The following is a 23571-nucleotide window of genomic DNA, read 5'->3' as shown; positions in this document are numbered from 1 at the left end:
GAAATAGGCAGATAGTTTACCGGTCTGTGATTGGCGTCATGCCTGCGTTGAGCATTATGTGAGCCCAGACCAATGGATACCCCGCGAACGGTCGAAAAGGGTTTCAATCCTTTCGGCTCGATTTCATAATCAAAGCACACTGACACTCACCGACTGGAGTAAATCAATGACAACAACGGTAGCGTTTATTGGCCTGGGCGTAATGGGTTATCCCATGGCGGGGCATTTGGCAAACGCAGGACTTTCTGTCCGTGTCTGGAACCGGTCTGGCGAGAAGGCAACACAATGGGCGTCAGAACATTCAGGCGCCGCCTGTGATTCGATCGCGCTCGCTGTCAGAGACGCAGATTTTGTCATAACCTGTGTTGGCGCTGACAAAGATCTGATCGAAGTATTTGAAGGCGACGGGGGAATCATCGCAAACGCTCCAGAGGGCGCCATCCTGATTGACCACACGACGGCATCTGCGGGGATTGCCGAACGCCTGGCCGAGACCGCTGGCGCCCGCAAACAGGCTTTTATCGATGCGCCGGTTTCGGGTGGTCAGCAAGGCGCCCAGAATGGCGCACTCACCATCATGTGTGGCGGCGCCGAGCATGCGTTCGAAAAAGCCAGGCCGGTCATGGCGCACTACGCTCGTGCGCTCAACCTGATGGGCCCGGCGGGCAGCGGGCAGAAAACCAAGATGGTTAACCAGATTGCAATTGCCGGGTTGGTTCAGGGGCTTTCAGAGGCGCTGCACTTTGCCGAACAGGCAGAGCTGGATGTACGCAAAGTGGTAGATGTGATTTCCAAAGGTGCGGCCCAGTCCTGGCAGATGGAAAACCGTTCGGGAACCATGATTGACGGTGAGTTCGATCACGGGTTCGCGGTTGACTGGATGCGAAAGGATCTGGGAATCTGCCTGGAGGAAGCGAGAAAAGTGAATGCATCGCTGCCGGTTACCGCACTGGTAGACCAGTTCTACGCGGATGTGCAATCCATGGGCGGACGACGCTGGGACACATCGTCTCTCATACAGCGACTACGCAAGTTCCGTTAACGCGCCAGCGTATACGAGAATAACGCCCCCTCGCCTTCTCAAAGGCGATGGGGCGCCACCGACCATCTTACTTTTTCTTGTCGCGCGGGACCCAGCGACCATTTTCAAACCACGCTGACCACCCCGTAGCCTTGCCGTCTTTCTCCGACATGACGTACTGCTCTTTTGATTTTCGGCTGTAACGTATCACAGTCGGATTGCCTTCAGGGTCCTTTTCAGGGGCATCCATCAGGTAATCATATTTCGGATCGATTTCCTTACGGTGTGGCTTGATTTCCATCACTAATGGCGGCCGCGTTTCCCGATTTTTCGGGAATTTACTGGCTGCCAAAAATAGGCCGGACGCCCCATCACGCAGTACGTAGGTATCGTCCACCTTATCGCACTTGAGCTCTGGCATCGGCACCGGGTCCATTTTAGGGGGTGCCGGCTCACCATTTTTCAGCAACTTACGGGTGTTCTTGCATTCACTGTTGGTGCAACCGAAGTACTTGCCGAATCGGCCGGTCTTGAGCTGCATCTCGGAGCCACACTTGTCACATTCCAGCGTCGGCCCATCGTAACCTTTGATACGGAACGTACCCTCTTCAACCTCGTACCCTGAGCAGTCCGGATTGTTACCACACACGTGCAGCTTGCGCTTCTCGTCGATCAGGTAGCTGTCCATGGCGGTGCCGCATTTCGGACAGCGGCGTTTTTTCCGGAGCAGCCGGGTTTCACCCTCCCCTTCCACATCGTCATCAGCACTCACCACTTCGTCGCCAGACACCAGGTTAATGGTGGTCTTGCAGCGTTCCTTGGGTGGCAACGAGTAGCCGGAGCAGCCCAGGAATACCCCGGTACTGGCCACCCGGATCTGCATATTCCGGCCACAGCTCGGACACGGTATATCGGTTTCCGTGGGAGTATTGGCGCGCATACCGCCATCCGTCTTTTCAGCGCTTTCCAGCTGATTACGGAATTTGGCGTAGAAGTCGTTCAGCACTTTTTTCCACTGAACCTCACCCTCGGCGATCTCGTCCAGCTCATCTTCGAGGCGCGCGGTAAAATCGTAATCCATCAGATTCGGGAAGGATTCCGCCAGTCGCTCGGTCACGATCTCCCCCATCTTCTCCGCGTAGAAGCGGCGATTCTGAAGCTTTACGTAGCCCCGATCCTGAATAGTAGAAATGATGGACGCATAGGTGGACGGCCGGCCGATCCCCTGCTTTTCGAGCTCTTTGACCAGGCTGGCTTCGGTGTACCGGGGCGCCGGCTTGGTAAAATGCTGGGTTGGATCCAGTTTCTTGAGATCCAGGGGCTGATCCACCTTGATATCTGGCAATGCCACGTCTTCATCTTTCTTGGTGGACTGCGGCGCAGCCTTCAGGAAGCCGTCAAACTTGACGATTCGACCCCGGGTGCGCAGCTCGTAGTCGCCGTTGGCCACCACAATAGACGTACTCAGGAATTCGGCATCTGCCATCTGACAGGCAATAAACTGGCGCCAGATCAGGTCGTAGAGCTTCTCTGCGTCTTTTTCCAGGCCGGTAATATCCGTTGGCCTGCGAGCAACATCCGTCGGGCGAATGGCTTCGTGAGCTTCCTGAGCGCCTTCCTTGCTGCCGTAGACCCGCGGCTTCTCAGGCAAATAACGTTCGCCGAACTGCTTCTGGACGAACTCTCGACAGCTGACTACGGCATCCTGGCTGAGATTGGTGGAATCCGTACGCATGTAGGTAATAAAACCGGCCTCGTACAATCGCTGGGCCAGCATCATGGTTTTCTTGACGCTGAAACCCATGCGGTTACTGGCCGCCTGCTGCAGCGTAGAGGTAATAAAGGGTGCAGACGGACGGGATCGGGTCGGCTTGTCTTCGCGCTTGGCCACCTTGAAGCCGCCAGCCTTGAGCCGCTCAACGTGCTCCTTGCTCTGAGCTTCGTTGACAGGGCGGTAGGGCTTGTCGATATAACGGGTTACTTCGAACCGGACCGGGTCTTTGGCGCCCTCGGCAGCAAGGTCTGCATGCAATTGCCAGAACTCTTCCGGCACAAATTTACGGATCTCCCGCTCCCGTTCCACAATCAGTCGTACGGCGACGGATTGCACACGGCCCGCAGACAGACCGCGGGCAATCTTTGCCCACAACAGCGGCGAGACCATATAACCCACAACGCGGTCCAGGAACCGTCGGGCCTGCTGAGCGTTAACCCGGTTGTTATCGAGGTTGCCCGGATCCTTGAAAGCTTCCTGAATCGCCCGTTTGGTAATCTCGTTGAACACCACACGACGGTATTTGTCCGGCTCGCCGCCAATGGTCTCCTGAAGATGCCAGGCAATAGCCTCCCCTTCTCTATCCAAATCCGTTGCCAGATAGATGTGGTCGGCAGACTTGGCCAAACGCTTGAGCTCGCTGACCACCTTTTCCTTGCCAGGCAGAATCTCGTAACGGGCGCTCCAGTCATGGTCGGGATCAACACCCATGCGGGCTACCAGTTGCTCCCGGGCCTTACGCTTCTTGTGCTCGGCCTTCTCGTCCGGGCTCATCTTGCGCGTGGCCGCCGCCTGTTTCGCCCGTTCTTTCGGGTCTGACTGGCTGCCGCTGCCACTTACGGGCAGGTCACGGATGTGGCCAACACTGGACTTCACGATAAAATCCGAGCCCAGGTACTTGTTGATGGTCTTCGCTTTCGCTGGCGACTCGACAATAACGAGACTTTTACCCATATCGGAGATCTGTATCCTTGGCGATCAATCGGTCAATATCTGAACAGAACCGTAAACTCGCATAAAAATCAGGCAACTGGAAAACACAAAGGCTGCCATTCTGTATAGGCTCACTGTTTTACAGGGTCAAGATTGGCAAGACAACCCATTCTTTGATTTCAATCAGCCTTTTTTCCGGGTTCCGTCGCATTTTGCGCGTCCGGAAACAGGAAGGCCCGGCATATGCCGGGCCTCCTGACTGAGCTCACTAATCAGATACTCCTGATCAGATACGCTCCCACACAGTGGCAATGCCCTGACCAAGACCGATACACATGGTGGATACACCAAGCTTACCGCCTTTGGCCTGCATGATATTCAGCAGTGTGGTGGAGATACGGGCACCGGAGCAGCCCAGCGGATGGCCAAGAGCAATCGCGCCGCCGTTCAGGTTCACCTTCTCTTCCATGACGCCCAGCAGTTTCAGGTCTTTCAGAACCGGCAGGGACTGGCCAGCAAAGGCCTCGTTCAGTTCCCAGAAGTCGATATCTTCAACTTTCAGGCCTGCACGCTTCAGGGCCTTCTTGGTGGCCGGTACCGGGCCGTAACCCATGATCGCGGGATCGCAACCAGCCACGGCCATGCTGCGGATCTTGGCAATCGGGGTCAGACCCAGAGCTTCTGCCCGCTCGGCGGACATCAGCACCATGGCAGACGCACCATCGGTCAACTGGGAAGAGGTACCGGCAGTCACCGTACCATTTTTCGGATCGAACGCCGGGCGCAGCTGGCCAAGGGACTCAGCTGTGGTTTCCGGACGAATGGTCTCGTCTTCTTCGATCAGCTTCACAAAGCCGTTCTCGTCGTGACCTTCAATCGGAACGATTTCGTTCTTGAAACGACCTTCCTGAGTGGCTTCGTGGGCCAGGCGATGGGAGCGGGCACCGAACTCGTCCTGCTGCTCACGGGTGATACCGTGCATCTTGGCCAGCATTTCCGCGGTCAGGCCCATCATGTTGGACGCCTTGGCGGAGTACTTGGAAGCAGCCGGGTTGTGGTCGAAACCCTCAGTCATGGGTACGTGGCCCATGTGCTCAACACCACCGACCAGGAACACATCACCGTTACCAGTCTGGATAGCCTGCGCCGCGGTGTGGATAGCGCTCATGGCGGAACCACACAGACGGTTTACGGTCTGGGCAGCAGACTCGTGGGGGATACGGGTCAGCAGGGAAATCTGCCGCGCCACGTTAAAGCCCTGCTCCTTGGTCTGGTTTACACAGCCCCAGATCACATCTTCTACTTCTTTCGGGTCGAGCTTCGGGTTGCGCTCAAACAGTGCTTCAATCAGCGCAGCCGACAAAGTCTCGGCACGTACGTTGCGGAAACAGCCGTTTTTGGCACGACCCATCGGAGTCCGCACGCAATCGACGACGACAACGTCTCTCGGATTAAGGCTCATAGATCTTTCTCCGTTCGGAAATCTCGTTAGGGTTAGCCAAAGAACTTCTTGCCAGTCTTGGCCATTTCACGCAGCTTCTCGGTCGGCGCGTACAGCGGGCCAAGATCTGCGTACTTGTCTGCCAGTTCGACGAACTTGTCGACGCCCATGTCGTCGATGTAGCGCAATGCACCACCACGGAACGGAGGGAAGCCGATACCGTAGATCAGGCCCATGTCTGCATCGGCCGGGTCTTCAACAATGTTGTCTTCCAGGCAGCGAACGGTTTCCAGGCACAGAGGAATCATCATGCGGGCGATGATTTCTTCTTCGTCGAAGTCTTTGCTGCCGTCAACCACAGGCTCGATCAGCTTGTAGGTTTCTTCGTCAACAACCTTCTTCGGCTTGCCCTTCTTGTCTTCTTCGTACTTGTAGAAGCCTTTATCGTTCTTCTGACCGTAACGGTTGTTCTCGAACATCACGTCAATGGCAGACTTGAAGTCGGCCTTCATGCGCTCTGGGAAACCGTCAGCCATCACTTCGTTGGCGTGCTTGGCGGTATCCATGCCGACAACGTCCAGCAGATAAGCCGGGCCCATGGGCCAGCCGAACTTTTCCATCACCTTGTCGATCTTCTGGAAATCGGCGCCGTCACGTACCAGCGCGGCAAAACCACCGAAGTACGGGAACAGAACACGGTTAACCAGGAAGCCCGGGCAGTCGTTGACGACAATCGGGGTCTTGCCCATCGCTTTGGCGTAGGCAACCGTAGTCGCGATAGCCCGGTCACTGGTCTTCTCGCCACGGATAACCTCAACCAGCGGCATCATGTGCACCGGGTTGAAGAAGTGCATGCCACAGAAGTTCTCCGGACGCTTCAGGTTTTTGGCCAGAAGGTTGATGGAGATAGTGGAGGTGTTGGAGGTAAGAATGGTGTCTTCGCGAACTGCATCTTCAGTTTCACGCAGAACAGCATCTTTGACCTTCGGATTCTCAACAACCGCTTCAACCACCAGGTCGACGTTCTTGAAGTCGCCGTAGTTGAGGGTCGGAGTGATCGCGTTCAACACGTCGCCCATCTGGCCGGCGTCCATCTTGCCTTTGGCAACACGCTTGGACAGCAGCTTCTTGGCTTCATTCAGACCCAGCTTGATGCCGTCCTGATTGATGTCCTTCATAATGATCGGTGTGCCCTTCAGTGCAGACTGGAACGCAACACCGCCACCCATGATTCCGGCACCCAGTACGGCGGCCAGATTCACATCAGAAGCTTCTTTTTCCCAGGCACTGGCTTTCTTCTTCAGGGCCTGGTCGTTCAGGAACAGACCAACCAGACACGCGGCAACGTTGGTCTTGGCCATCTTGGCAAAGCCTTTGGCCTCTACCTCAATCGCCTTGTCGCGGGTCATGCCGGCATGCTTCTGCATGGTCTTGATCGCTTCCACCGGCGCCGGGTAGTTCTTGCCAGCCTTGCCGGCCACGAACGCCTTGGAAATCTCGAATGCCATCATGCTTTCCATGGCATTGAGCTTGATCTTGCCTTTCTTTTCTTCACGGCGAGCCATGTGGTCCAGCTTGCCTTCATTGCACTGCTTAATGATCGCAACGGCAGCTTCAACCAACTTGTCAGCGCCAACAACAGCGTCAACAGCACCGGTTTTCAGAGCGGCATCAGCGCGGTTTTCAGTACCACCAGCAATCCACTCAACCGCATTGTCGACACCAACCAGGCGGGACAGGCGAACCGTACCGCCAAAGCCCGGGAAGATACCCAGCTTCACTTCCGGCAGACCTACCTTGGCCTTGGGAGCCATGACACGATAGTCGGTCGCCAGACACATTTCGAAACCACCGCCCAGAGCGATACCGTTGATAGCGGTAACCGTCGGGAACGGCAGGTCTTCAATGGCGTTGAATACTTCGTTGGCCCTGAGGTTGTTGGCCACGAGGTCTTCCTCGGAACCAGCAAACAGCTCGGTAAACTCGGTGATATCGGCACCGACAATGAAGCTGTCCTTGGAGCTGGTTACTACCAGGCCTTTCAGGTTCTTCTGGGATTTGAGTGCTTCAGCTGCGGCGCCCAGTTCTTCGATGGTGAGACGGTTGAACTTGTTGACTGACTCGCCTTGCAAGTCGAAGTCCAACTGAGCGATCCCGCCTTCGATCTCTTTAACCGTGATGGCTTTACCTTCGTAAATCATCAACTGATCTCCAGTCTGTGTTTGGAACTGCTGACAACCGGCGGGCGTTGGCCACCATGCCGGCTGTTTGTGCAGCGAGATTTCGGTCACTGCCCGATCTTCCGATCCAAAAATTCATACAGTCGTTTGAATCGTGAGGGCACACGATGAAAAAAAAAGACGCGTTTGTCAATTTGTTTCTGAATGAAACCTGCAGAAAAAAGGGAGCTGACTCTGTAAGCGCCGGAAACTACTTGATTAGCCGGCAGACTTACTTTAACTTCGGGTTACGACTTTAGTCCACAATAATAAAACTGCATTACGGAGACTCATCCGATGAAAGACGCCCGCCTGCGGATCCAGTCGTTGATTGCCGCGTTCATTCTACTCGCCCTGACGGCTTTGAGCGCAAAGGCCCAGGAAACCGGGGCAGAGTTTCTGTCTGACCTCCACGATTTCCGGGTCAATAACTACCTTGCTCTCGATGCCTTTTACAGCTTCAGTGCGACCGGCGATACCGAAACACTGAACCGGATCGTTGTCGGAATCAATAACTCCAACGACGCCATGAATTCCGTGGTGGCGAGCACCAGCGGCGTTCTTTCTGAACAGCAGATTGAGGAACTGAACCAGGCCTTCGACCAGTTCAAGAATCTGATGCGCGGCAACATCAATGAGGTACGCGACCGGGGCTATCCGGATCTTCGCCTGATGGCCGACCTGGCAAACCAGGCCCTGAGTATGAATAACCTGGCTACCGAGCTCTATTCGGTAGCACAGGAAAGCAGCGGAATTAAGGCGGATACCCGTATTGAGTCGGCTCGTTCAGCCGCTGTAGTCATGGCCCAGATGATGGCCCGTTATGCCGCCAGAACGCACTCGTCCGTCGCCCAGACCTTCCAGGGAGCTTCCAGCGAAGTTCCGCTCGACGAGCAGGCCAAGACATTCGATCAACTCCTTTCCTCACTCAGGGCCGGCTCAACAAACGGCGAACTCAAGACTGCCCTGGACGATGTCGCTTCCAAATGGCAATTCATCCGCAGCTCGTACATCAACTACAACGAGAACAACGTGGGCTTTGTGATTGATCGCTACTCGAAAGGCATCATTGAAGGCCTGACCAACGCTATTGACCTGCTACGCGCCAGCGCCTGACGCTCTTCCGGGGTGAGCGGCCAGCTCACCCCAGCCAAATCCCTCCCCCGGTTGATACCGGTCAGCATGACAAAACACTTTCCCCGGTATACTCTCGGTACTATTCTGAACATATTCCCCAAGTACGAAGGAGCGCTAAGTTATGTCCACCTATAAGAAAATGCTGGTTGCCATTGATCTGACTGAAGAGGCACCACAGGTTCTGAACAAAGCCAAGGCGATGTGCGATGCCCAGGGAGCCGAGTTGCTGCTGGTTCACGTTGTTGAGCCGGTTGGCTACGCCTATGGTGGCGATATTCCTATGGATCTGTCTGAACTGCAGGATCAGTTGGACAAAGCCGCTCGTGAACAGCTGGGCAAGTATGGGGATGAATATGGTATTGCGGCGGCCAACCAGGTGGTAACCGTCGGCCGGCCAGAATCGGAAATCCACCGGCTGGCCAAGGAGCACAACGTTGATCTGGTGATCGTGGGAAGCCATGGCCGTAAAGGCTTTCAGTTACTGCTTGGCTCAACTGCCAACGGCGTTCTTCACGGCACGGAGTGCGATGTACTGGCCATTCGTATTCATTGATACTCGTGATGGGAGGGGGAAGGCTCTAGCCCTCCCCCTTCATCCTGGCCTGAAGCTTCCTGAGCTGGCTTTCCAGAGAAACGCTGACACTGGAGGCCATTGAGAAAAAGTTGAGCAGTGCTTTCAGATTACTGTCGCCCTTGCAAACAGCGTGTATCCGCTGCCAGAGCGCCTGATTCACCAGCTGCAATCGCTGGTTACGCTCCACCAGACCTTTCAGTTCCCAGTCCGCTTCCTGCTGATTCCGCTTTGCGAAAAGCTGTTGAAGCAGATAATACCCCACACTGCGCATCACAAATTCGTCACTGTTGGCAAACGGCAGGTGGTGGAGTGCCATCGGCTTGAGCTCCGAAAGCACAGGACAGCCACTGGTAGCCATCTTGAGCCCCAGCAGAGAACGCAACGCCTCTTCCAACGTCGTCTGCTTGAAATAGGAGCGGCGCTCGTCCGTCACGGTTACATCCACTTTCTGATACGCGTCTTCCGCCTGAAACGCCTCTACGACCGGCAGAATCTCGGTTGCCGCCGGGCAATACGGGGTCTCGCCAGGCTTCAGCGGGCAGTTCGAACACTGACAGTGTTCGAGACGAACCCAGGCCGGCAGTGACTGACCCTGTGGCGGCGAGGAGGACTCCCCACTTACTTTGAACTCGATATCGCGGCCATCCTGAAATTTGAAATTGTAATTTATGTTCATTGGTTCGCCTGTTCTTCCAGCTCCATCCACCGTTCAATCACCGACTCCAGGCGAGACTCCGTTTCCGCCAGCTGTTCCAGAGTGGCCGATACATCTTCCGGTGGGCCTGAATAAAAATCCGGTGCAGAAATTTTATCCTGAAGCTCAGCTACCTGCTGCTCCAGTTGTTCGATTTTGCCGGGCAATTGTTCCAGCTCAAGTTTAAGCTTGTAGCTCAGTTTGACGGGCTTTGATTTTGCCGACTGCCCCACAGTACCGCCATCCTGACCTGGCTTTTTAGCGGAACTGTCGGGTTTATCACGCTTATCCTGTTTGTCCAGTCGGCTTCCCGATGTTTCAGAGGGAAAACGACCGCCTTGCCGACGCCAATCGGTGTATCCACCCACGTATTCCATCACCGCCCCGGAACCGTCCAGGAAGATGGTATCGGTCACCACGTTATCGAGAAATTCCCGATCGTGACTGATAACAATCACGGTACCCTTGAACTCTGAAAGCTGTTCTTCCAGCAATTCCAGGGTTTCGACGTCAAGATCGTTGGTAGGTTCGTCCAGTACCAGAATATTGGCTGGCTTACTGAACAATTTGGCCAGCAACAGTCTCGCCCGCTCACCACCGGAGAACACACGCACAGGAGAGCGTGCCCGTTCCGGGGTAAACAGAAATTCCTGCAAATAACCCAAAACATGCTTGCTCTGACCATTGATATCGATGAATTCCCGGCCCTCAGCCAGGTTATCCAACGCATTTCTCTGGAGATCCAGCTCTCCCCGAAGCTGGTCAAAGTAGGCGACCTGAAGATTCGTTCCCAGCCGGATACTTCCCTCAGTGGGTGTCAGCTCACCTAACAACAGGCGCACGAGGGTCGTCTTGCCCGTGCCGTTCTCACCAACCAGTCCGATCTTGTCGCCCCGGAGAACGGTGAGATCCATATTGCGAACCACTGGCTCGCCATCGACATAAGAGAATCCGGCATTGCTCGCTTCCGCAACCAGCTTGCCCGAAATATCCGCCTGCTCTACGGCAAAACTGGCGGTGCCACCCCTCACCCGGCGTTGCCTGTGCTCTTCCCGCATCGCTTTGAGCGCTCTCACCCGCCCCATATTCCGGGTGCGGCGAGCCTTGATACCCTGGCGGATCCAGGCCTCTTCCTGTTTCAGGCGCTTATCGAAAAGCGCGTTCTGGCGCCCCTCTTCCTCCAGCGCTTTTTCCTTAAGCTCCAGATATCTGTCATAACTGGCCGCAAAACTCACCAGCTGCCCCCGGTCCAGCTCCACGACGCGAGTGGCCATTCGCCGGATAAAGGCACGGTCATGACTGACAAACAACATGGCCCCCCGGAACTGCGATAACGCCTCTTCCAGCCAGGCAATGGCGGGCACATCCAGATGGTTGGTTGGCTCATCCAGCAACAGAATATCCGGGTCTGCCACCAACGCCCTGGCCAGAAGCACTCGCCGCTGCCACCCCCCGGAAAGCGTATTCAGTACCCGATCCGGATCCACTCCATACTGCCCCAGAATCGTGGTTACCTTCTGGTCAAGCCGCCAGCCATCCAGAGATTCCAGCCGTTCCTGAACCTTCATCAAACGCTCAAGACTGGATTCGTCCGCCCTTTGAGACAGCCGGTGGAATTCCGCCAACAGGTCACCGGTTTCCGGAAATGCGGAAGCCACCACATCATAGGCCGTACGAGTGTCGTCCGATGGCAAACTCTGAGGCAACACCGACAGCACTGAGCCATCTTCCATGCGCACCACACCGCCGTCCGGCGTCACTTCCCCGCTGACGATCTTCAGCAGCGTGGATTTCCCCTCACCGTTTCGCCCCAACAGACACACCCGTTCACCGGGCTCGATGGTCAGGCTGGCCTCATCCAGCAATGGATGCATGCCATAGGCGAGCGAAATCCTGTCTAGCGTTAACAGTGGCACTGTATCAATTCTCCTGATTCAAAACGGTTACCTCATCGCCCACAGATATCTCGCCGGGCTTCTGGTGCACGGCATTTTGCCCAAAAATAACGCCGTCCCGGGTCTTTCGATAGCTGGCCAGAGTCTTGAGGGGCTGAGTGGCGGATTCTTTCTCGCCAGTATCCGGGTTGACCGTGGTCATCACACAACGGGAGCAGGGTTTGACAAGATCCAGCCGGCTTTCACCAACGCTGACGCTCCGCCAGGTGTCTTCCGCCCAGGCCCCCGCCCCCTCAACCACAATGTTCGGCCTGAAGCGACGCATATCGACCGGGGATTCGAGACGGGAATTGAGCTCATCCAGAGACGACTGGTTAACCACCAGCAACGGGAAGCCATCGGCAAAACCCACTCGGCGTTCAGCACTGACACGACCAGGATCCACCCGCCGGAAACAGCTATCAGGCATATAAACCAGCCTGAGCGTTTCTCCGCAATAGCGGCTCAAGGCCTCGGCAGCACGATCAGCTCCGGCAGTGGCAACCACCTGATCTCTCCAAACCGTTACTTCCACGGCGTCTGTGCCGGCCGTAAGCGGGAAAAGCCCCTCGCCAGGCACATCAATAACCACCACGCCCTCCTGCAGAGCAGTGTAAACATTGGCGAGCTGAGGCAACCGACGCTGAGTGACGAAGCGGTTATCCCCATCAACAATCATCCAGCGGCGATCACCTTGCGGGCCGAAATCATCCAAGCTGAAACCGGACACTTCGATTCCAGCCAACGATTTGACCGGGTAGATATAGAGGGTTTTCACCTTCATGGCTTCGCCTTCCTCAGTTGCCGGATTATTCAGGAAATGGCTGCCGAGTATAACTGACGAGACAGAGGTAGTGAGTGATTTTGCGAGGCTATAAACGAAGAAACCCGGCCTTAGGCCGGGTTTCCGAATTCTGGAGCGGGAAACGAGATTCGAACTCGCGACCCCAACCTTGGCAAGGTTGTGCTCTACCAACTGAGCTATTCCCGCTGATTGCTGCCGGGCGTTGCCTGACAACGGCTGCGTATTCTACTGATAACTCGGGGGCCGTCAACACTTTCGTGAAAAAATTTAACAGCCGCTGATAATCATGGTGCTCGCAGGTCTTCGGGTTCCACCCCTAGGGCCAACTGCACAATTCTGGCCACGGATGCACTCAATACCTCAGCCTCGGTGCCGGGCACTTCCAGCAGCAGATCGTAGCTCATACCCAGCACTACATTGACGATCAGGGTACCGTCCTGACGAGGGCACGGCGAATCCAGTCGTACCAGGAGCTGCTCGAGACCATCAATCCAGGACTGCCGATACCGACGAGCCACCCTGGCCAGACGGTCATCTCTGAGGGCCTCCATCAAAAACACCTGCTCTGCCAGCACCTGCTCCCTCCGGCGTGTAAACTGCTCCTGCATCCAGGCCCGGGCAAAGTCGGTCAGGCGCTGACACAGCTCCGGACGGAACTCAGCGCCGCGGCGCAATTGTTCCGCAGGCACACCATCGAGCACCAGATTCAGGGTGTCGTGGAAGGCTTTCAGTTCCGCACCGGCTTCCTTCGCGTACAGCATGAAGGCGTCGCTGATCAACTCGTTGATGTCTCGGAAATAATAGGTGGTTGCTGCCAGGGGTACGCCTGCTTCCCTGGCGACGGAACGATGTTTGATACCTTTGATACCGTCCTTCGCCGCTACCCGGATGGTTGCTTTGAGAATGGCATGACGCCGGATTTCACTTTTCGCACGAGTGGTTCTGCCACCCCGCCCTGGGGCCCTGTTATTGTTGGAGATAGGTTTATTGGCGCCCGGGTTATCGCTCACCGCCGGGTTGGTAGATGACATCCTGTTCTTACTCCGCTGCTTTTCTTGTTATCACTGTAAGGGAGTGTGCCCGTTATCGACAGTCAATTCGTTGAACCGATCATCAAACTGGCGAGCTCTACTGGCCAAAGCGCGGCCCGCCCTCAAGATAAGCCTGTTCATCCTGCGACGACGCGCGCTTCAGGGCTTTGTTGCGATGAGGAAATCGGCCAAAACGGGCAATAATATCCCGATGATCGCGAGCCGACTGAAGAAAACTGCCCAGAAAGTCTCCCAGAACGCCATCGGTGGTGGCAGACAATTGCTGATAGCATTCCACCGAAAGCTCCTGATCCGCCAGCTTTTCGGAATGTTGTAACGGCATATAGAGGAAAGCACGCTGTACCGGCGGCAACTCGAGATCCTGTCCTCGCTGCATCGCGCCGCGACACAATTGCCGGGCCAGACGATCGTTATCGAAGGCCATGGCGCCCCCGCGAAAAATATTGCGGGTGAACTGATCCAGCAAGATAATCTCAGCAAGCGAGCCTCCGGCGGCTTTACGCCAGTGGTCCAAACCCTGCTCTGAGGCAAACAGCACCAGAGACAGGAACCTGCGCCGGATTTCCTGATCGAAGGCACGGTCACTGCGAAACCAACGGTTGCGATGATCGCGATCAGGAATACCGTTTTCATCTAATTCACCGAACCAGAAATCCAGAAGCTCTTTCCAATCGAACATCTGACAACTCCCTGATACATTGATTGTCAGGATCACTTTAAACGACCCACTGCCGTCAAGTTTACGGTCGTATCGACACAAACGACCAGATCGGAGATGTTATGACCCAACCACACCAGATTATTTTACTGGCCCACGGCAGCAGCGACGCGCGCTGGTGCGAGACCTTCGAGAAACTGGCCGAACCGACCGTAGAGTCAATCGAGAATGCAGCCATTGCCTACATGGAACTGGCAGAACCCTCACTGGATACCATTGTGAACCGGGCCAAAGGGCAAGGCGTGGAGCAATTCACGGTCGTCCCGTTATTTCTCGCTGCGGGCCGCCACTTGCGAAAAGATGTTCCAGCCATGATCGAAAGACTGGAGGCGGAACACGGCGTTACTATCCGCCTGGCTGAACCAATCGGGAAAAATCCGAGGCTTGGACTGGCCATCCGTGATGTGGTTAAGGAGGAACTGGAGCGCTCTGAACACTGACAAAGAACCAACGACGGATTCCGATCGCAGGAGGGAACCCATGGACAAACGTATATTGGTTACCGGCGCCACAGGGTTTATAGGCCACATACTGTGCCGGGAGTTGATTGAACGCGGTTATGGGCTAACGGTTCTCAGCCGTCAGAAGCCGGATTCCGTGCACTCCATCTGCGGCCGGGTAGAAGTCACAGATGATCTGGAAAAGTTGCGCGCACACCCGGGCTTCGATGCAGTTATCAACCTGGCCGGGGAAGGCATTGCCGACAAACGGTGGAGCCATGCCCGCAAGGAAGAGCTGCGTGCCAGCCGCATTGATCTTACCCGCACCCTGGTCGGAGTGGTCAGAACCTGGAGCAACATGCCGGAGGTTCTGGTATCCGGCTCTGCCGTTGGCTTTTATGGTAACCAGGGGGATCACCTGGTTACCGAAGACACAGAACCCCATGATGAGTTCACACACCAACTGTGCCGGGACTGGGAACAGGAGGCGCTGAAGCTTGAAACTGATGGCGTACGCGTTTGCCTGTCCCGCACCGGCGTGGTGGCCGGCCGTAACGGCGGTTTTCTGCAACGCATGATCCTGCCCTTCAAGGTCGGACTTGGCGGAAAACTGGGCTCCGGACGGCAATACATGCCCTGGGTTCACAGGGACGACGTGGTTTCCGGCCTGCTCTGGATGCTGGATACGCCAACGGCAAGCGGCCCCTACAATATGGTCAGCCCGAACCCGGTCACCAATGCGGAATTCACCAGAACGCTTGCACAGGTTCTACACCGCCCCGCCGTTATACCGGCTCCAGCGCCCGCACTGAAACTGATACTGGGGGAAATGGCCGGGCTGTTACTGACCGGTCAGAAGGCGATACCGGATCGGCTCAAACGTGAGGGTTTTGAATTCAGGCTTGCGGAACTGGAAGCCGCGTTGAGGGAAAGTGTGGGAACATAATTTTTTAAGAAAAAGCGTTGACAGCCCCAGGCACCTTACTTAATATACGCGCCACCTCGACGAGGCAAGCTTTTGAAAACGTTGCGTCCCCTTCGTCTAGTGGCCTAGGACTCCGCCCTTTCACGGCGGCAACAGGGGTTCGAACCCCCTAGGGGACGCCAATTTCAAAGCTGTTTGTTCGTCAGCTGCCATGACCACCCTGGTGGTGCTTTCCGCCTTTAGCAGCATGACTCTTCTGATCCTTCATGACGAAGATGCCGACTCCGACGAAGAAGCCAATCATCAGCAATACTGTGGCGATTCCGGCGATTACAACTGCGTCCATATACATGGCTATGTCTCCTGTACCTGTAAAACTTGATTAAGCTCAGGTTACGCCGCCAGCGCCTGCCCCGTATTGATCTGCATCAAGCTCATTTCGTCATTGCAATAATTGCCAAAGTGAGACGCCCTGCCCCATTTCTCTCGATTTATCCTGAGTTTGCAGCGCATTTGCCGTAAACTGCTGCTATAGTCGTAGGCAAGGGAATACAGGTAACAACGTCAGGGATCGCTTCTGTAATTGCTATGTCCGATACTTCCTTGGATGGTCGAAAAATCAAAGACATGCCAGACATTGCGACGCGTTTGAAACGTTTTCGTGCGGCCTCTCCTTTATCATTCCGGCTGGTGGCATGGATCCTTCTGTTCAGCTCTGCCTTTACATTGCTCGCGTCCGGCATTCAGATCTATTCAGACTACCGCGAGGACCTGTCCAAGATTGAACAGCGGATGCAGGTAATTGAGTCCGGCTACCGCTCCAGCCTTGCCCAGAGCCTGTGGGCTCTGGATCAAAAACACCTGCAAACCCAGATGGACGGCATTCTGAGCCTGCCCGATATCGAACATCTCCGGCTCCGAATTGAACCAGACTCCGAACTGGTCATGGGCGAACTCCCACGAGACACCGATACCCTCACCCACAGTTTCGAGCTGATCTACCGGGACGATGCGGAATTTCGACTGGGCGAGCTCACCATCACCGCCAGTCTGCACCGGGTGTATGACGAACTAAGGCGCCGGGTGGGCTTCATTCTAGCCACTCAGTTCCTGATCATATTTGTTGTGTCTATTCTGATTCTGTGGATATTCCGCCATCTGGTCACTCGCCATCTGGCGGACATGGCCGACTACACCCGGGATCTGTCATTGCGAAATCTTTCACGCCCGCTGGAGCTGGATAGGCCAGATACTCCCGCTTACCAGCGTGATGAACTGGGCATGGTGACCGAAGCCATCAACCAGATGCGCGAACGCCTTATCGATGACGTCACAAGGCGGGAACGGGATGAAGCCGAAATCCGGAAATTCTCCAAAGCCATCGACCAGAGCCCGTCTTCGGTCCTGATCTGTGACCGGCAATGGCGCATTGAATATGCGAACCGGAAGTTCAGCCAACTGACGGGGAACAGCCCGTCTGAGATCATCGGCAAGCACCCCTCGTCACTTATTGACCCTGGCGTGGATTCCCACGAAGCCAGACAGCTATGGAAATCCATCAGGCTTCAGGTACAGCGCGTGGGCGTTTGGCAAGGCGAAGTCAACAGCACACGGAAAAATGGCGAGCGCTACTGGGAACAGCTTGTGGTCACCCCTATCAAGGACAATAACGGTGAAAGCACCGGTTACCTGATACTCGGGGAAGACATCAGCATCCGCAAACGTTACGAGCAACAGCTATTGCGGCAAGCGAATTACGACATCCTGACCGGGCTTCCCAACCGCATGCTTGCGCTGGACCGCCTGAAACTGGCGCTGGCCCAGGCAAGGCGTGATGAGTCCAAGGTTGGGGTAATGTTCCTGGATCTGGACAACTTCAAGCACATCAACGATACCCTCGGCCACGACGCCGGTGACACCCTGCTGATTGAAGCCGCACGCCGGATCTCCAGCTGCCTGCGCGGCACCAGTACCGTTGCGCGGCTGGGTGGTGATGAGTTCCTTGTGGTGCTGCCGGGGCTGAACGGGCCGGACGCCTCTTCCCAGGTTGCCGAACGTATTCTGAAAACCTTCGCACCGCCGTTCATGCTCAGCGGCCAGGAAGTGTTTGTTACAACCAGTATTGGCATCGCCACCTTCCCGGACGACTCGGATAACAGCGGCACCCTGCTCCAGCACGCCGATGCGGCCATGTACGAGGCGAAACACAAAGGCAAGAGCGCCTATGCCCGTTTTACTCCGGAGATGAGCGAGGTTTCTCACGAGCGTCTGCAAATGGAATCTCACATGCGCAAGGCCCTGGAGCTGGGTGAATTCGAGCTCTATTTCCAACCCATTGTCGACACCGCCAGTGGTGGCCTGGTGGCGGCAGAAGCCCTGCTTCGCTGGAACAATCCGGCCATGGGCATGGTGATGCCAGATCGCTTTATTCCGCTGGCCGAGGAAACCGGCCTGATCATTCCGATCGGCGAATGGGTCGTCAAGGAAGCCTGTCAAGCCGCGTACTGCTGGCAGGCGATGACCGGGCGCGAGATCAGCATTGCCGTCAATGTATCACCACGCCAGTTCCGGGACCCCGGGTTTACCGACGCCATCATGCGCGCGCTGAACGACAGCAATTTACGGCCGGAACTGCTGGAACTGGAAATCACGGAACGGCTGATTCTGGACAATTCCATCGAAACCGCTGATATCCTCAAACAACTCGACAAAGTTGGAATCCGCTTGTCGGTCGACGATTTCGGAACTGGTTATTCGGCACTCAGCTATCTGAAAAGCTATCCGTTCGATACCCTGAAAATCGACAAGTCATTTGTTCAGGATGTCCTGAAAGAGAACGAAGATGCTTCCCTTGTCCGCGCGATCATCAACATGGCCCACAGCCTCGGCCTGAAAGTGGTTGCCGAAGGGGTTGAGGAAGAAGACCAGACTCACTTCCTGAAAGCAGAGCATTGCGACTACTCCCAGGGTTACTTCTATAGTCGCCCCCTGCCCGAGCAGGACTTCATTCACTGGCTCGAAACCAATGAGCGGGCCAATCTAAAGTAATCAATACGGCACAACCATGGACGACTCAATCCTGGTCGTGAACTGCGGCAGTTCATCACTGAAACTCGCGCTGTTTGATCACGACCACCAGAAAATCACCTCCGCCCTGGCGGAAAGACTTAATCAATCCGATGCCTTTGCACGCATCAATGGCGATGAAACACCGGTTCACTTACCTTCCGGTGCCAGCCACAGCCAGGCGCTGGCGGCGCTCGTCAACGCATTTAAAGACCGGGCTCTGATGACGGGCGAACCCATGGCTGTTGGCCATCGAGTGGTCCATGGGGGCGAAACCTTCCGTGAAGCTTCGTTGATTGATGATCAAACGGTATCCGCCATTGAAGCCTGCACTGCGCTGGCCCCCCTGCATAACCCGGTAAACCTTGCGGGCATTCGCGCCATGCAGGCGCTGTTCCCGAACGTTCCACAGGTCGCGGTGTTCGATACCGCTTACCATCAGACCCTGCCCGGGCGCGCTTACCGATACGCACTACCGGAACGGTGCTACAGCGACTGGGGAGTGCGTCGTTACGGCTTCCACGGCACCAGTCATTATTTCATGGCACACGAGGCCGCTCGTCTGCTGGACAAGACACCAGCCACCACCTCAATTATCTCTGCCCATCTGGGTAACGGTTGTAGCATCACAGCGATCCAGAATGGGCTCAGCGTCGATACCAGCATGGGTCTGACTCCGCTTGAGGGACTCGTGATGGGCACCCGCAGCGGGGACGTCGATCCCGGGCTGTTTGACTACCTCGCAAGTCGGGGTATGAGTGCCGGTGACGTCCACGAGATGCTAAATAAAGAAAGCGGATTACAGGGACTCTCAGGCCAGACAAACGACATGCGAACCTTGTGTGAGCTGGCTGACCATGGCCACGAACCCTCACAGTTGGCAATTGACGTATTCTGCTTCCGCCTGGCGCGGTATATTGGAGCGATGACCGCGTCCCTGACAAAACTGGACGCTCTGGTCTTTACTGGCGGCATCGGTGAAAACAGTGCCCGCATTCGCCAGGACACAACCCGACATCTGCACCTGCTTGGGATCGAGCTGGATCCGGACCTCAACGAGCATCACGGCCGCTGGAGTGATGGCCGCATCAGTTCCCCGGACTCGCGTTATCCGGCGCTGGTCATTCCCACAAATGAAGAACTGGTGATTGCCCGAGAAGCCTCCCGCCTGGCCGCTGCCGGCACCGAACACTCCGAAGAATGAAACCTGGAACAATCATGGCAAAAAGTCTTTTCATAGCCCCAACCTCTCTTGACTCCGGCCTGACATCCGTATGCCTAGGTCTTCTGCGCGCCCTGGAACGGGAAGGAGTGAGCGTCGGCTTTTACAAACCATTCAGTCAGTCCGTACACAGAGGCGAAGCGCTTCATAACGACGGCAAGGATTCTTCGGTGGCCTTTGTGCGTGCCCGCAGCCACCTCGAACCACCCGACCCGATTCCCCTGAAACAAGCCCAGCAGCTGTTGAACCACGGCAAAGCAGACCTGCTGATGGAGAACGTCGTCGGTGAATACCAGAAAGTCGCCAATGAAGCGGATGTGGTCATCATTGAAGGATTGGTACCGGACAGAACCGAAGCCTATATCGCCCGGCTGAACGTGGAAGTCGCCCGCAATCTCGGTTCCGAAGTGATCCTGGTGAGCACACCGAAGAGCTGTACTGCCAGCGAGCTCGATGACGACCTGGATTTCTCCTCACGCCTGTTTGCGGCACCGTCGGATCCGGACGTGATTGCTGTCATTCTTAACAAGGTGGGAGAACCACAGAAGTCCGGTATGGCCCTGGATCATCCGCCGGCAAGTGAAGCCACCGAAACGGATTATCACACCTCCTGCAAAGTGTTCGCGAACGGCCGCTTCCAGTTGCTGGCGCAGATTCCCTGGCAACCACAACTGCTGGCACCCCGAGTCTCTGATGTGGCGCGAGAGCTTGGTGTTCCGGTACTGCACGAAGGGCAAATGCACTCACGGCGGGTGCAGCGGGTATCAGTGTGCGCCAGATCCATCCGCAACATGACCGACACCCTCAAGCCAGGCACCCTGATGGTCACCCCTGGTGATCGCGAGGATATCGTAGTGGCCACGGCCGTCGCCGCCCTCAATGGTGTCCCGCTTGCCGGGCTGATGCTGACAGGCGGCCTGATGCCGGACGAACGGGTTATAGAGTTGTGTCGGCGGGCACTGGACACCGGTTTGCCAGTGCTGAGCTCGGAAACCAATACCTACGAGAGCGCCCACCTGTTGGCAAATCTGTCTTCAGCCATTCCCATTGACGATCCGGAACGTATTGAAGAAGCCATGGAATCTGTGGCCCGGCGAATCAATACCCAGTGGCTGCAGGAGCACCTGAGAGTTCAGCGCCAACGTCGGCTCTCGCCTCCGGCATTCCGTTATCAGCTATCGGAGAGAGCCCGGGCTGCAGCCAAGCGGATCGTCTTGCCAGAAGGCAGTGAACCCAGAACCATTCAGGCAGCCATTATCTGCCATCAACGTAACCTGGCTCATTGCGCGCTGATCGGTGATCCACACGAAATTCGCTCAGTCGCCGCCTCCCAGGGCGTGGAACTGCCAAATGACCTGGAAATCATAGACCCGCAATCCGTGCGCGAGCGTTACGTGGCGCCCATGGTGGAGCTGAGAAAACATAAAGGCCTGACACCGGATATGGCCGAAGCCATGCTGGAGGATAACGTCGTTCTGGGTACCATGATGGTGGCCATGGACGAAGCCGACGGACTTGTATCCGGCGCTATTCATACCACGGCCAACACCGTGCGCCCTGCCCTCCAACTGATCAAGACCCATGACAACGCCAAGGTGGTGTCATCGGTATTCTTCATGTTGTTACCGCAACAGGTGCTGGTATATGGCGACTGCGCCATCAACCCAGACCCGAATGCCGAAGAACTGGCCGATATTGCCATACAGAGTGCCGAATCTGCTGAAGCCTTTGGTATTGAACCTGTGGTTGCAATGATCAGCTACAGTACCGGCGAGTCCGGCAGCGGTGAGGATGTCGACAAGGTTCGCGAAGCCACCCGCATTGCCCGGGAACGGCGCCCGGATCTGCTCATTGACGGACCGCTGCAATACGATGCTGCGGCGATTGAGAGCGTGGCAAAATCCAAAGCCCCGGGCAGCAAGGTAGCCGGCAAGGCTACCGTGTTTGTGTTCCCGGACCTGAACACGGGCAACACCACCTACAAGGCGGTGCAGCGCAGTGCCAATGTCGTCAGCGTGGGGCCCATGCTCCAGGGCTTGCGAAAACCGGTAAACGACCTGTCCCGCGGGGCCCTGGTGGAAGATATTGTCTTCACCATTGCCCTGACGGCAGTACAGGCAAAACAGGTCGCCGATGCAGGAGCCGCCTGATCAGGGCTCCTGGCAGGGACTAGCCCCGGCAGATCAGCGTTTAACGCTTTTCTGCCGGGTCTTCTTGATCCGACGGCCTTTCTTCAGGTCGTTGTCTTTCTTGACCTTTTGCCGAGGCGTCAGACGGTCGACCTTGGTTGCGAAGGGATTTTCGCCTGACTTGAATTCAAACCGTATCGGCGCGCCCACGACTTTCAGCACCTTTCTGAAGGTGTTTTCAAGGTAACGCTTGTAAGCACCGGGCAGTGAATCCACCTGATTACCATGCACCACCACAACCGGCGGGTTGGAGCCACCCTGGTGAGCGTATCGCAGCTTGATGCGGCGACCGTGAACCATCGGCGGCTGATGTTGAGCAACGGCATCCTGAAGGATTGCAGTCAACCGGTTGGTTGGCCACTTTGACATCGCGGATTCATAGCAGGCCTGGACCGACTCATACATGGTTCCCACGCCCGTGCCGTGCAGTGCCGAGATATAATACTTGTCCGCGTAATCCAGGAAATCCAGGCGCCTGGCCACTTGCTCTTTTACCCGGTCACGGTCTTCCGGATCCATGCCGTCCCATTTGTTAATGGCGATCACCAGTGAGCGGCCTGCATCCAGTACAAACCCGATCAGGTGCAAATCCTGGTCTACCAGTCCCTCCCGGGCATCGATCACCAGAATCACGACGTGGGCATCATCAATCGCCTGCAGTGTCTTGATAATGGAGAACTTCTCCACCGCCTCGCGAACATTCTTTCGGCGACGAACCCCGGCAGTGTCAATCAAGGTATACTCATGGCCCTGGCGCTCATAGGGAATGTAAACGCTGTCGCGGGTAGTGCCCGGCATGTCGTACACCACCACCCGATCTTCACCGAGCATGCGGTTAACCAGGGTAGACTTGCCCACATTCGGCCGTCCCACCACACCAATCCGGATACCCGGGTAACGATCCGCCCGGTCCTGGTCTTCCGGATTTTCCGGTTCCGGCAGCAGCGCTTCCAGCAAAGACAGGATGCCGCGGTTATGGGCCGCCGCAATCAGAAACGTGGATTCAAACCCCAGACTGTAGAAGTCCGCTGCCGCCACGTCCGGATCCTGACCATCGGTCTTGTTAACCACCAGATGAGCCTGTTTGCCCGATTTGCGCAGATAATCCGCGATCATTTCATCGCCGGCGGTCAGTCCTGCCCGACCGTCCACAAGAAACAGGACAATGTCCGCTTCTTCTACCGCCTGCATTGACTGGCGAGCCATTTCGGCGTCAATACCGGCTTCGTCACCGGTCAGGCCGCCCGTATCGATAACGATGAACTTCTGGCCTTCGTAGTTGCCCTCACCGTATTTACGGTCCCGGGTCAGCCCGGGGAAGTCCGCTACGAGAGCATCCCTGGAGCGGGTCATCTGGTTAAACAACGTGGACTTACCAACGTTGGGGCGGCCTACAAGGGCGATAACTGGGGTCATATTGATCTGCT

At 56.1% G+C, this 23571-nt stretch carries 18 protein-coding genes and 2 tRNA genes; 9 read left to right on the top strand and 11 right to left on the bottom strand.

All coding sequences use genetic code 11. The features are described from left to right. Positions 1-166: 166 nt before the first annotated feature. Positions 167-1042: an NAD(P)-dependent oxidoreductase gene (locus C7436_RS00800; protein WP_121206362.1), complete on the top strand. Its 876-nt coding sequence runs from the start codon at positions 167-169 to the stop codon at positions 1040-1042. A 67-nt stretch (positions 1043-1109) separates the two neighbouring features. Here C7436_RS00800 and topA read toward each other — a convergent pair whose 3' ends face one another. The 3 genes from topA to fadB all read right to left on the bottom strand — a co-directional run bounded on the left by topA (position 1110) and on the right by fadB (position 7370). Beyond that, positions 1110-3749: a type I DNA topoisomerase gene (topA, locus tag C7436_RS00795; RefSeq protein WP_011784655.1), complete on the bottom strand. Its 2640-nt coding sequence runs from the start codon at positions 3747-3749 to the stop codon at positions 1110-1112. Positions 3750-4014: 265 nt separating this feature from the next. Then, on the bottom strand, positions 4015-5190 hold the full coding sequence (gene fadA / locus C7436_RS00790; RefSeq protein ID WP_011784654.1) for an acetyl-CoA C-acyltransferase FadA: 1176 nt from the start codon (positions 5188-5190) through the stop codon (positions 4015-4017). Positions 5191-5222: 32 nt separating this feature from the next. Further along, complete coding sequence (gene fadB / locus C7436_RS00785; RefSeq protein WP_014421724.1) at positions 5223-7370, bottom strand: fatty acid oxidation complex subunit alpha FadB; 2148 nt, start codon at positions 7368-7370, stop codon at positions 5223-5225. Positions 7371-7685: 315 nt separating this feature from the next. Here fadB and C7436_RS00780 point away from each other — a divergent pair, with 315 nt between their 5' ends. Beyond that, a complete protein-coding gene (locus C7436_RS00780) occupies positions 7686-8504 on the top strand; it encodes a hypothetical protein (RefSeq protein ID WP_121206361.1) in 819 nt (272 codons plus the stop codon). Between the two features lie 142 nt (positions 8505-8646). Further along, the gene (locus tag C7436_RS00775) at positions 8647-9078 is read left to right on the top strand and encodes a universal stress protein (RefSeq protein ID WP_011784651.1); all 432 of its coding nucleotides are present in this window, start codon (positions 8647-8649) and stop codon (positions 9076-9078) included. Between the two features lie 25 nt (positions 9079-9103). On the opposite strand, the gene C7436_RS00770 is transcribed toward C7436_RS00775, so the two are convergent. The 6 genes from C7436_RS00770 to C7436_RS00745 form a co-directional block, all read right to left on the bottom strand. Then, positions 9104-9775, bottom strand: a complete 672-nt coding sequence (locus C7436_RS00770; protein WP_011784650.1) for a DUF6901 family protein — start codon at positions 9773-9775, stop codon at positions 9104-9106. Then, positions 9772-11709: an ATP-binding cassette domain-containing protein gene (locus tag C7436_RS00765; RefSeq protein WP_121206360.1), complete on the bottom strand. Its 1938-nt coding sequence runs from the start codon at positions 11707-11709 to the stop codon at positions 9772-9774. The genes C7436_RS00770 and C7436_RS00765 overlap by 4 nt, the downstream gene beginning before the upstream one ends. A gap of 4 nt (positions 11710-11713) precedes the next feature. Next, on the bottom strand, positions 11714-12511 hold the full coding sequence (locus C7436_RS00760; protein ID WP_121206359.1) for an MOSC domain-containing protein: 798 nt from the start codon (positions 12509-12511) through the stop codon (positions 11714-11716). 131 nt (positions 12512-12642) lie between these two features. After that, positions 12643-12718, bottom strand: a tRNA-Gly gene (locus C7436_RS00755). Between the two features lie 98 nt (positions 12719-12816). Further along, positions 12817-13563: a TetR/AcrR family transcriptional regulator gene (locus C7436_RS00750; protein ID WP_121206358.1), complete on the bottom strand. Its 747-nt coding sequence runs from the start codon at positions 13561-13563 to the stop codon at positions 12817-12819. A gap of 97 nt (positions 13564-13660) precedes the next feature. Continuing rightward, positions 13661-14263, bottom strand: a complete 603-nt coding sequence (locus C7436_RS00745) for a DUF924 family protein (RefSeq protein ID WP_011784646.1) — start codon at positions 14261-14263, stop codon at positions 13661-13663. 101 nt (positions 14264-14364) lie between these two features. Between C7436_RS00745 and C7436_RS00740 the strand changes: the two genes are divergently transcribed. The 3 genes from C7436_RS00740 to C7436_RS00730 all read left to right on the top strand — a co-directional run bounded on the left by C7436_RS00740 (position 14365) and on the right by C7436_RS00730 (position 15849). Continuing rightward, positions 14365-14742 (top strand): sirohydrochlorin chelatase, encoded by a 378-nt coding sequence (locus tag C7436_RS00740; RefSeq protein WP_011784645.1) that lies wholly within the window; start codon positions 14365-14367, stop codon positions 14740-14742. Positions 14743-14782: 40 nt separating this feature from the next. Continuing rightward, the gene (locus C7436_RS00735; RefSeq protein WP_121206357.1) at positions 14783-15688 is read left to right on the top strand and encodes a TIGR01777 family oxidoreductase; all 906 of its coding nucleotides are present in this window, start codon (positions 14783-14785) and stop codon (positions 15686-15688) included. Between the two features lie 85 nt (positions 15689-15773). Beyond that, positions 15774-15849: transfer RNA gene (locus C7436_RS00730), tRNA-Glu, on the top strand. Between the two features lie 20 nt (positions 15850-15869). Here the strand turns inward: C7436_RS00730 and ccoM are convergent. Further along, positions 15870-16013 carry a cytochrome c oxidase subunit CcoM gene (gene ccoM / locus C7436_RS19080; protein WP_170155407.1) on the bottom strand — a complete coding sequence of 48 codons (144 nt, stop codon included), beginning with the start codon at positions 16011-16013 and terminating at the stop codon, positions 15870-15872. A gap of 242 nt (positions 16014-16255) precedes the next feature. Here ccoM and C7436_RS00725 point away from each other — a divergent pair, with 242 nt between their 5' ends. From C7436_RS00725 to pta, 3 genes are read left to right on the top strand one after another with little or no spacing between them, the layout of a single operon-like run. Continuing rightward, positions 16256-18715 (top strand): bifunctional diguanylate cyclase/phosphodiesterase, encoded by a 2460-nt coding sequence (locus C7436_RS00725; RefSeq protein WP_121206356.1) that lies wholly within the window; start codon positions 16256-16258, stop codon positions 18713-18715. A 16-nt stretch (positions 18716-18731) separates the two neighbouring features. After that, positions 18732-19937, top strand: coding sequence for an acetate/propionate family kinase (locus C7436_RS00720; RefSeq protein WP_121206355.1), 1206 nt, complete (start codon positions 18732-18734; stop codon positions 19935-19937). A gap of 14 nt (positions 19938-19951) precedes the next feature. Beyond that, positions 19952-22105 (top strand): phosphate acetyltransferase, encoded by a 2154-nt coding sequence (gene pta, locus C7436_RS00715; protein ID WP_121206354.1) that lies wholly within the window; start codon positions 19952-19954, stop codon positions 22103-22105. A gap of 33 nt (positions 22106-22138) precedes the next feature. Here pta and der read toward each other — a convergent pair whose 3' ends face one another. Next, on the bottom strand, positions 22139-23560 hold the full coding sequence (gene der / locus C7436_RS00710; RefSeq protein ID WP_011784640.1) for a ribosome biogenesis GTPase Der: 1422 nt from the start codon (positions 23558-23560) through the stop codon (positions 22139-22141). Positions 23561-23571: the final 11 nt, after the last annotated feature.

The sequence above is a fragment of the Marinobacter nauticus genome, from assembly GCF_003634635.1.
GTDB classification, from domain to species: Bacteria; Pseudomonadota; Gammaproteobacteria; order Pseudomonadales; family Oleiphilaceae; genus Marinobacter; species Marinobacter nauticus.
This window is presented reverse-complemented; position numbering and strand designations above follow the sequence as displayed.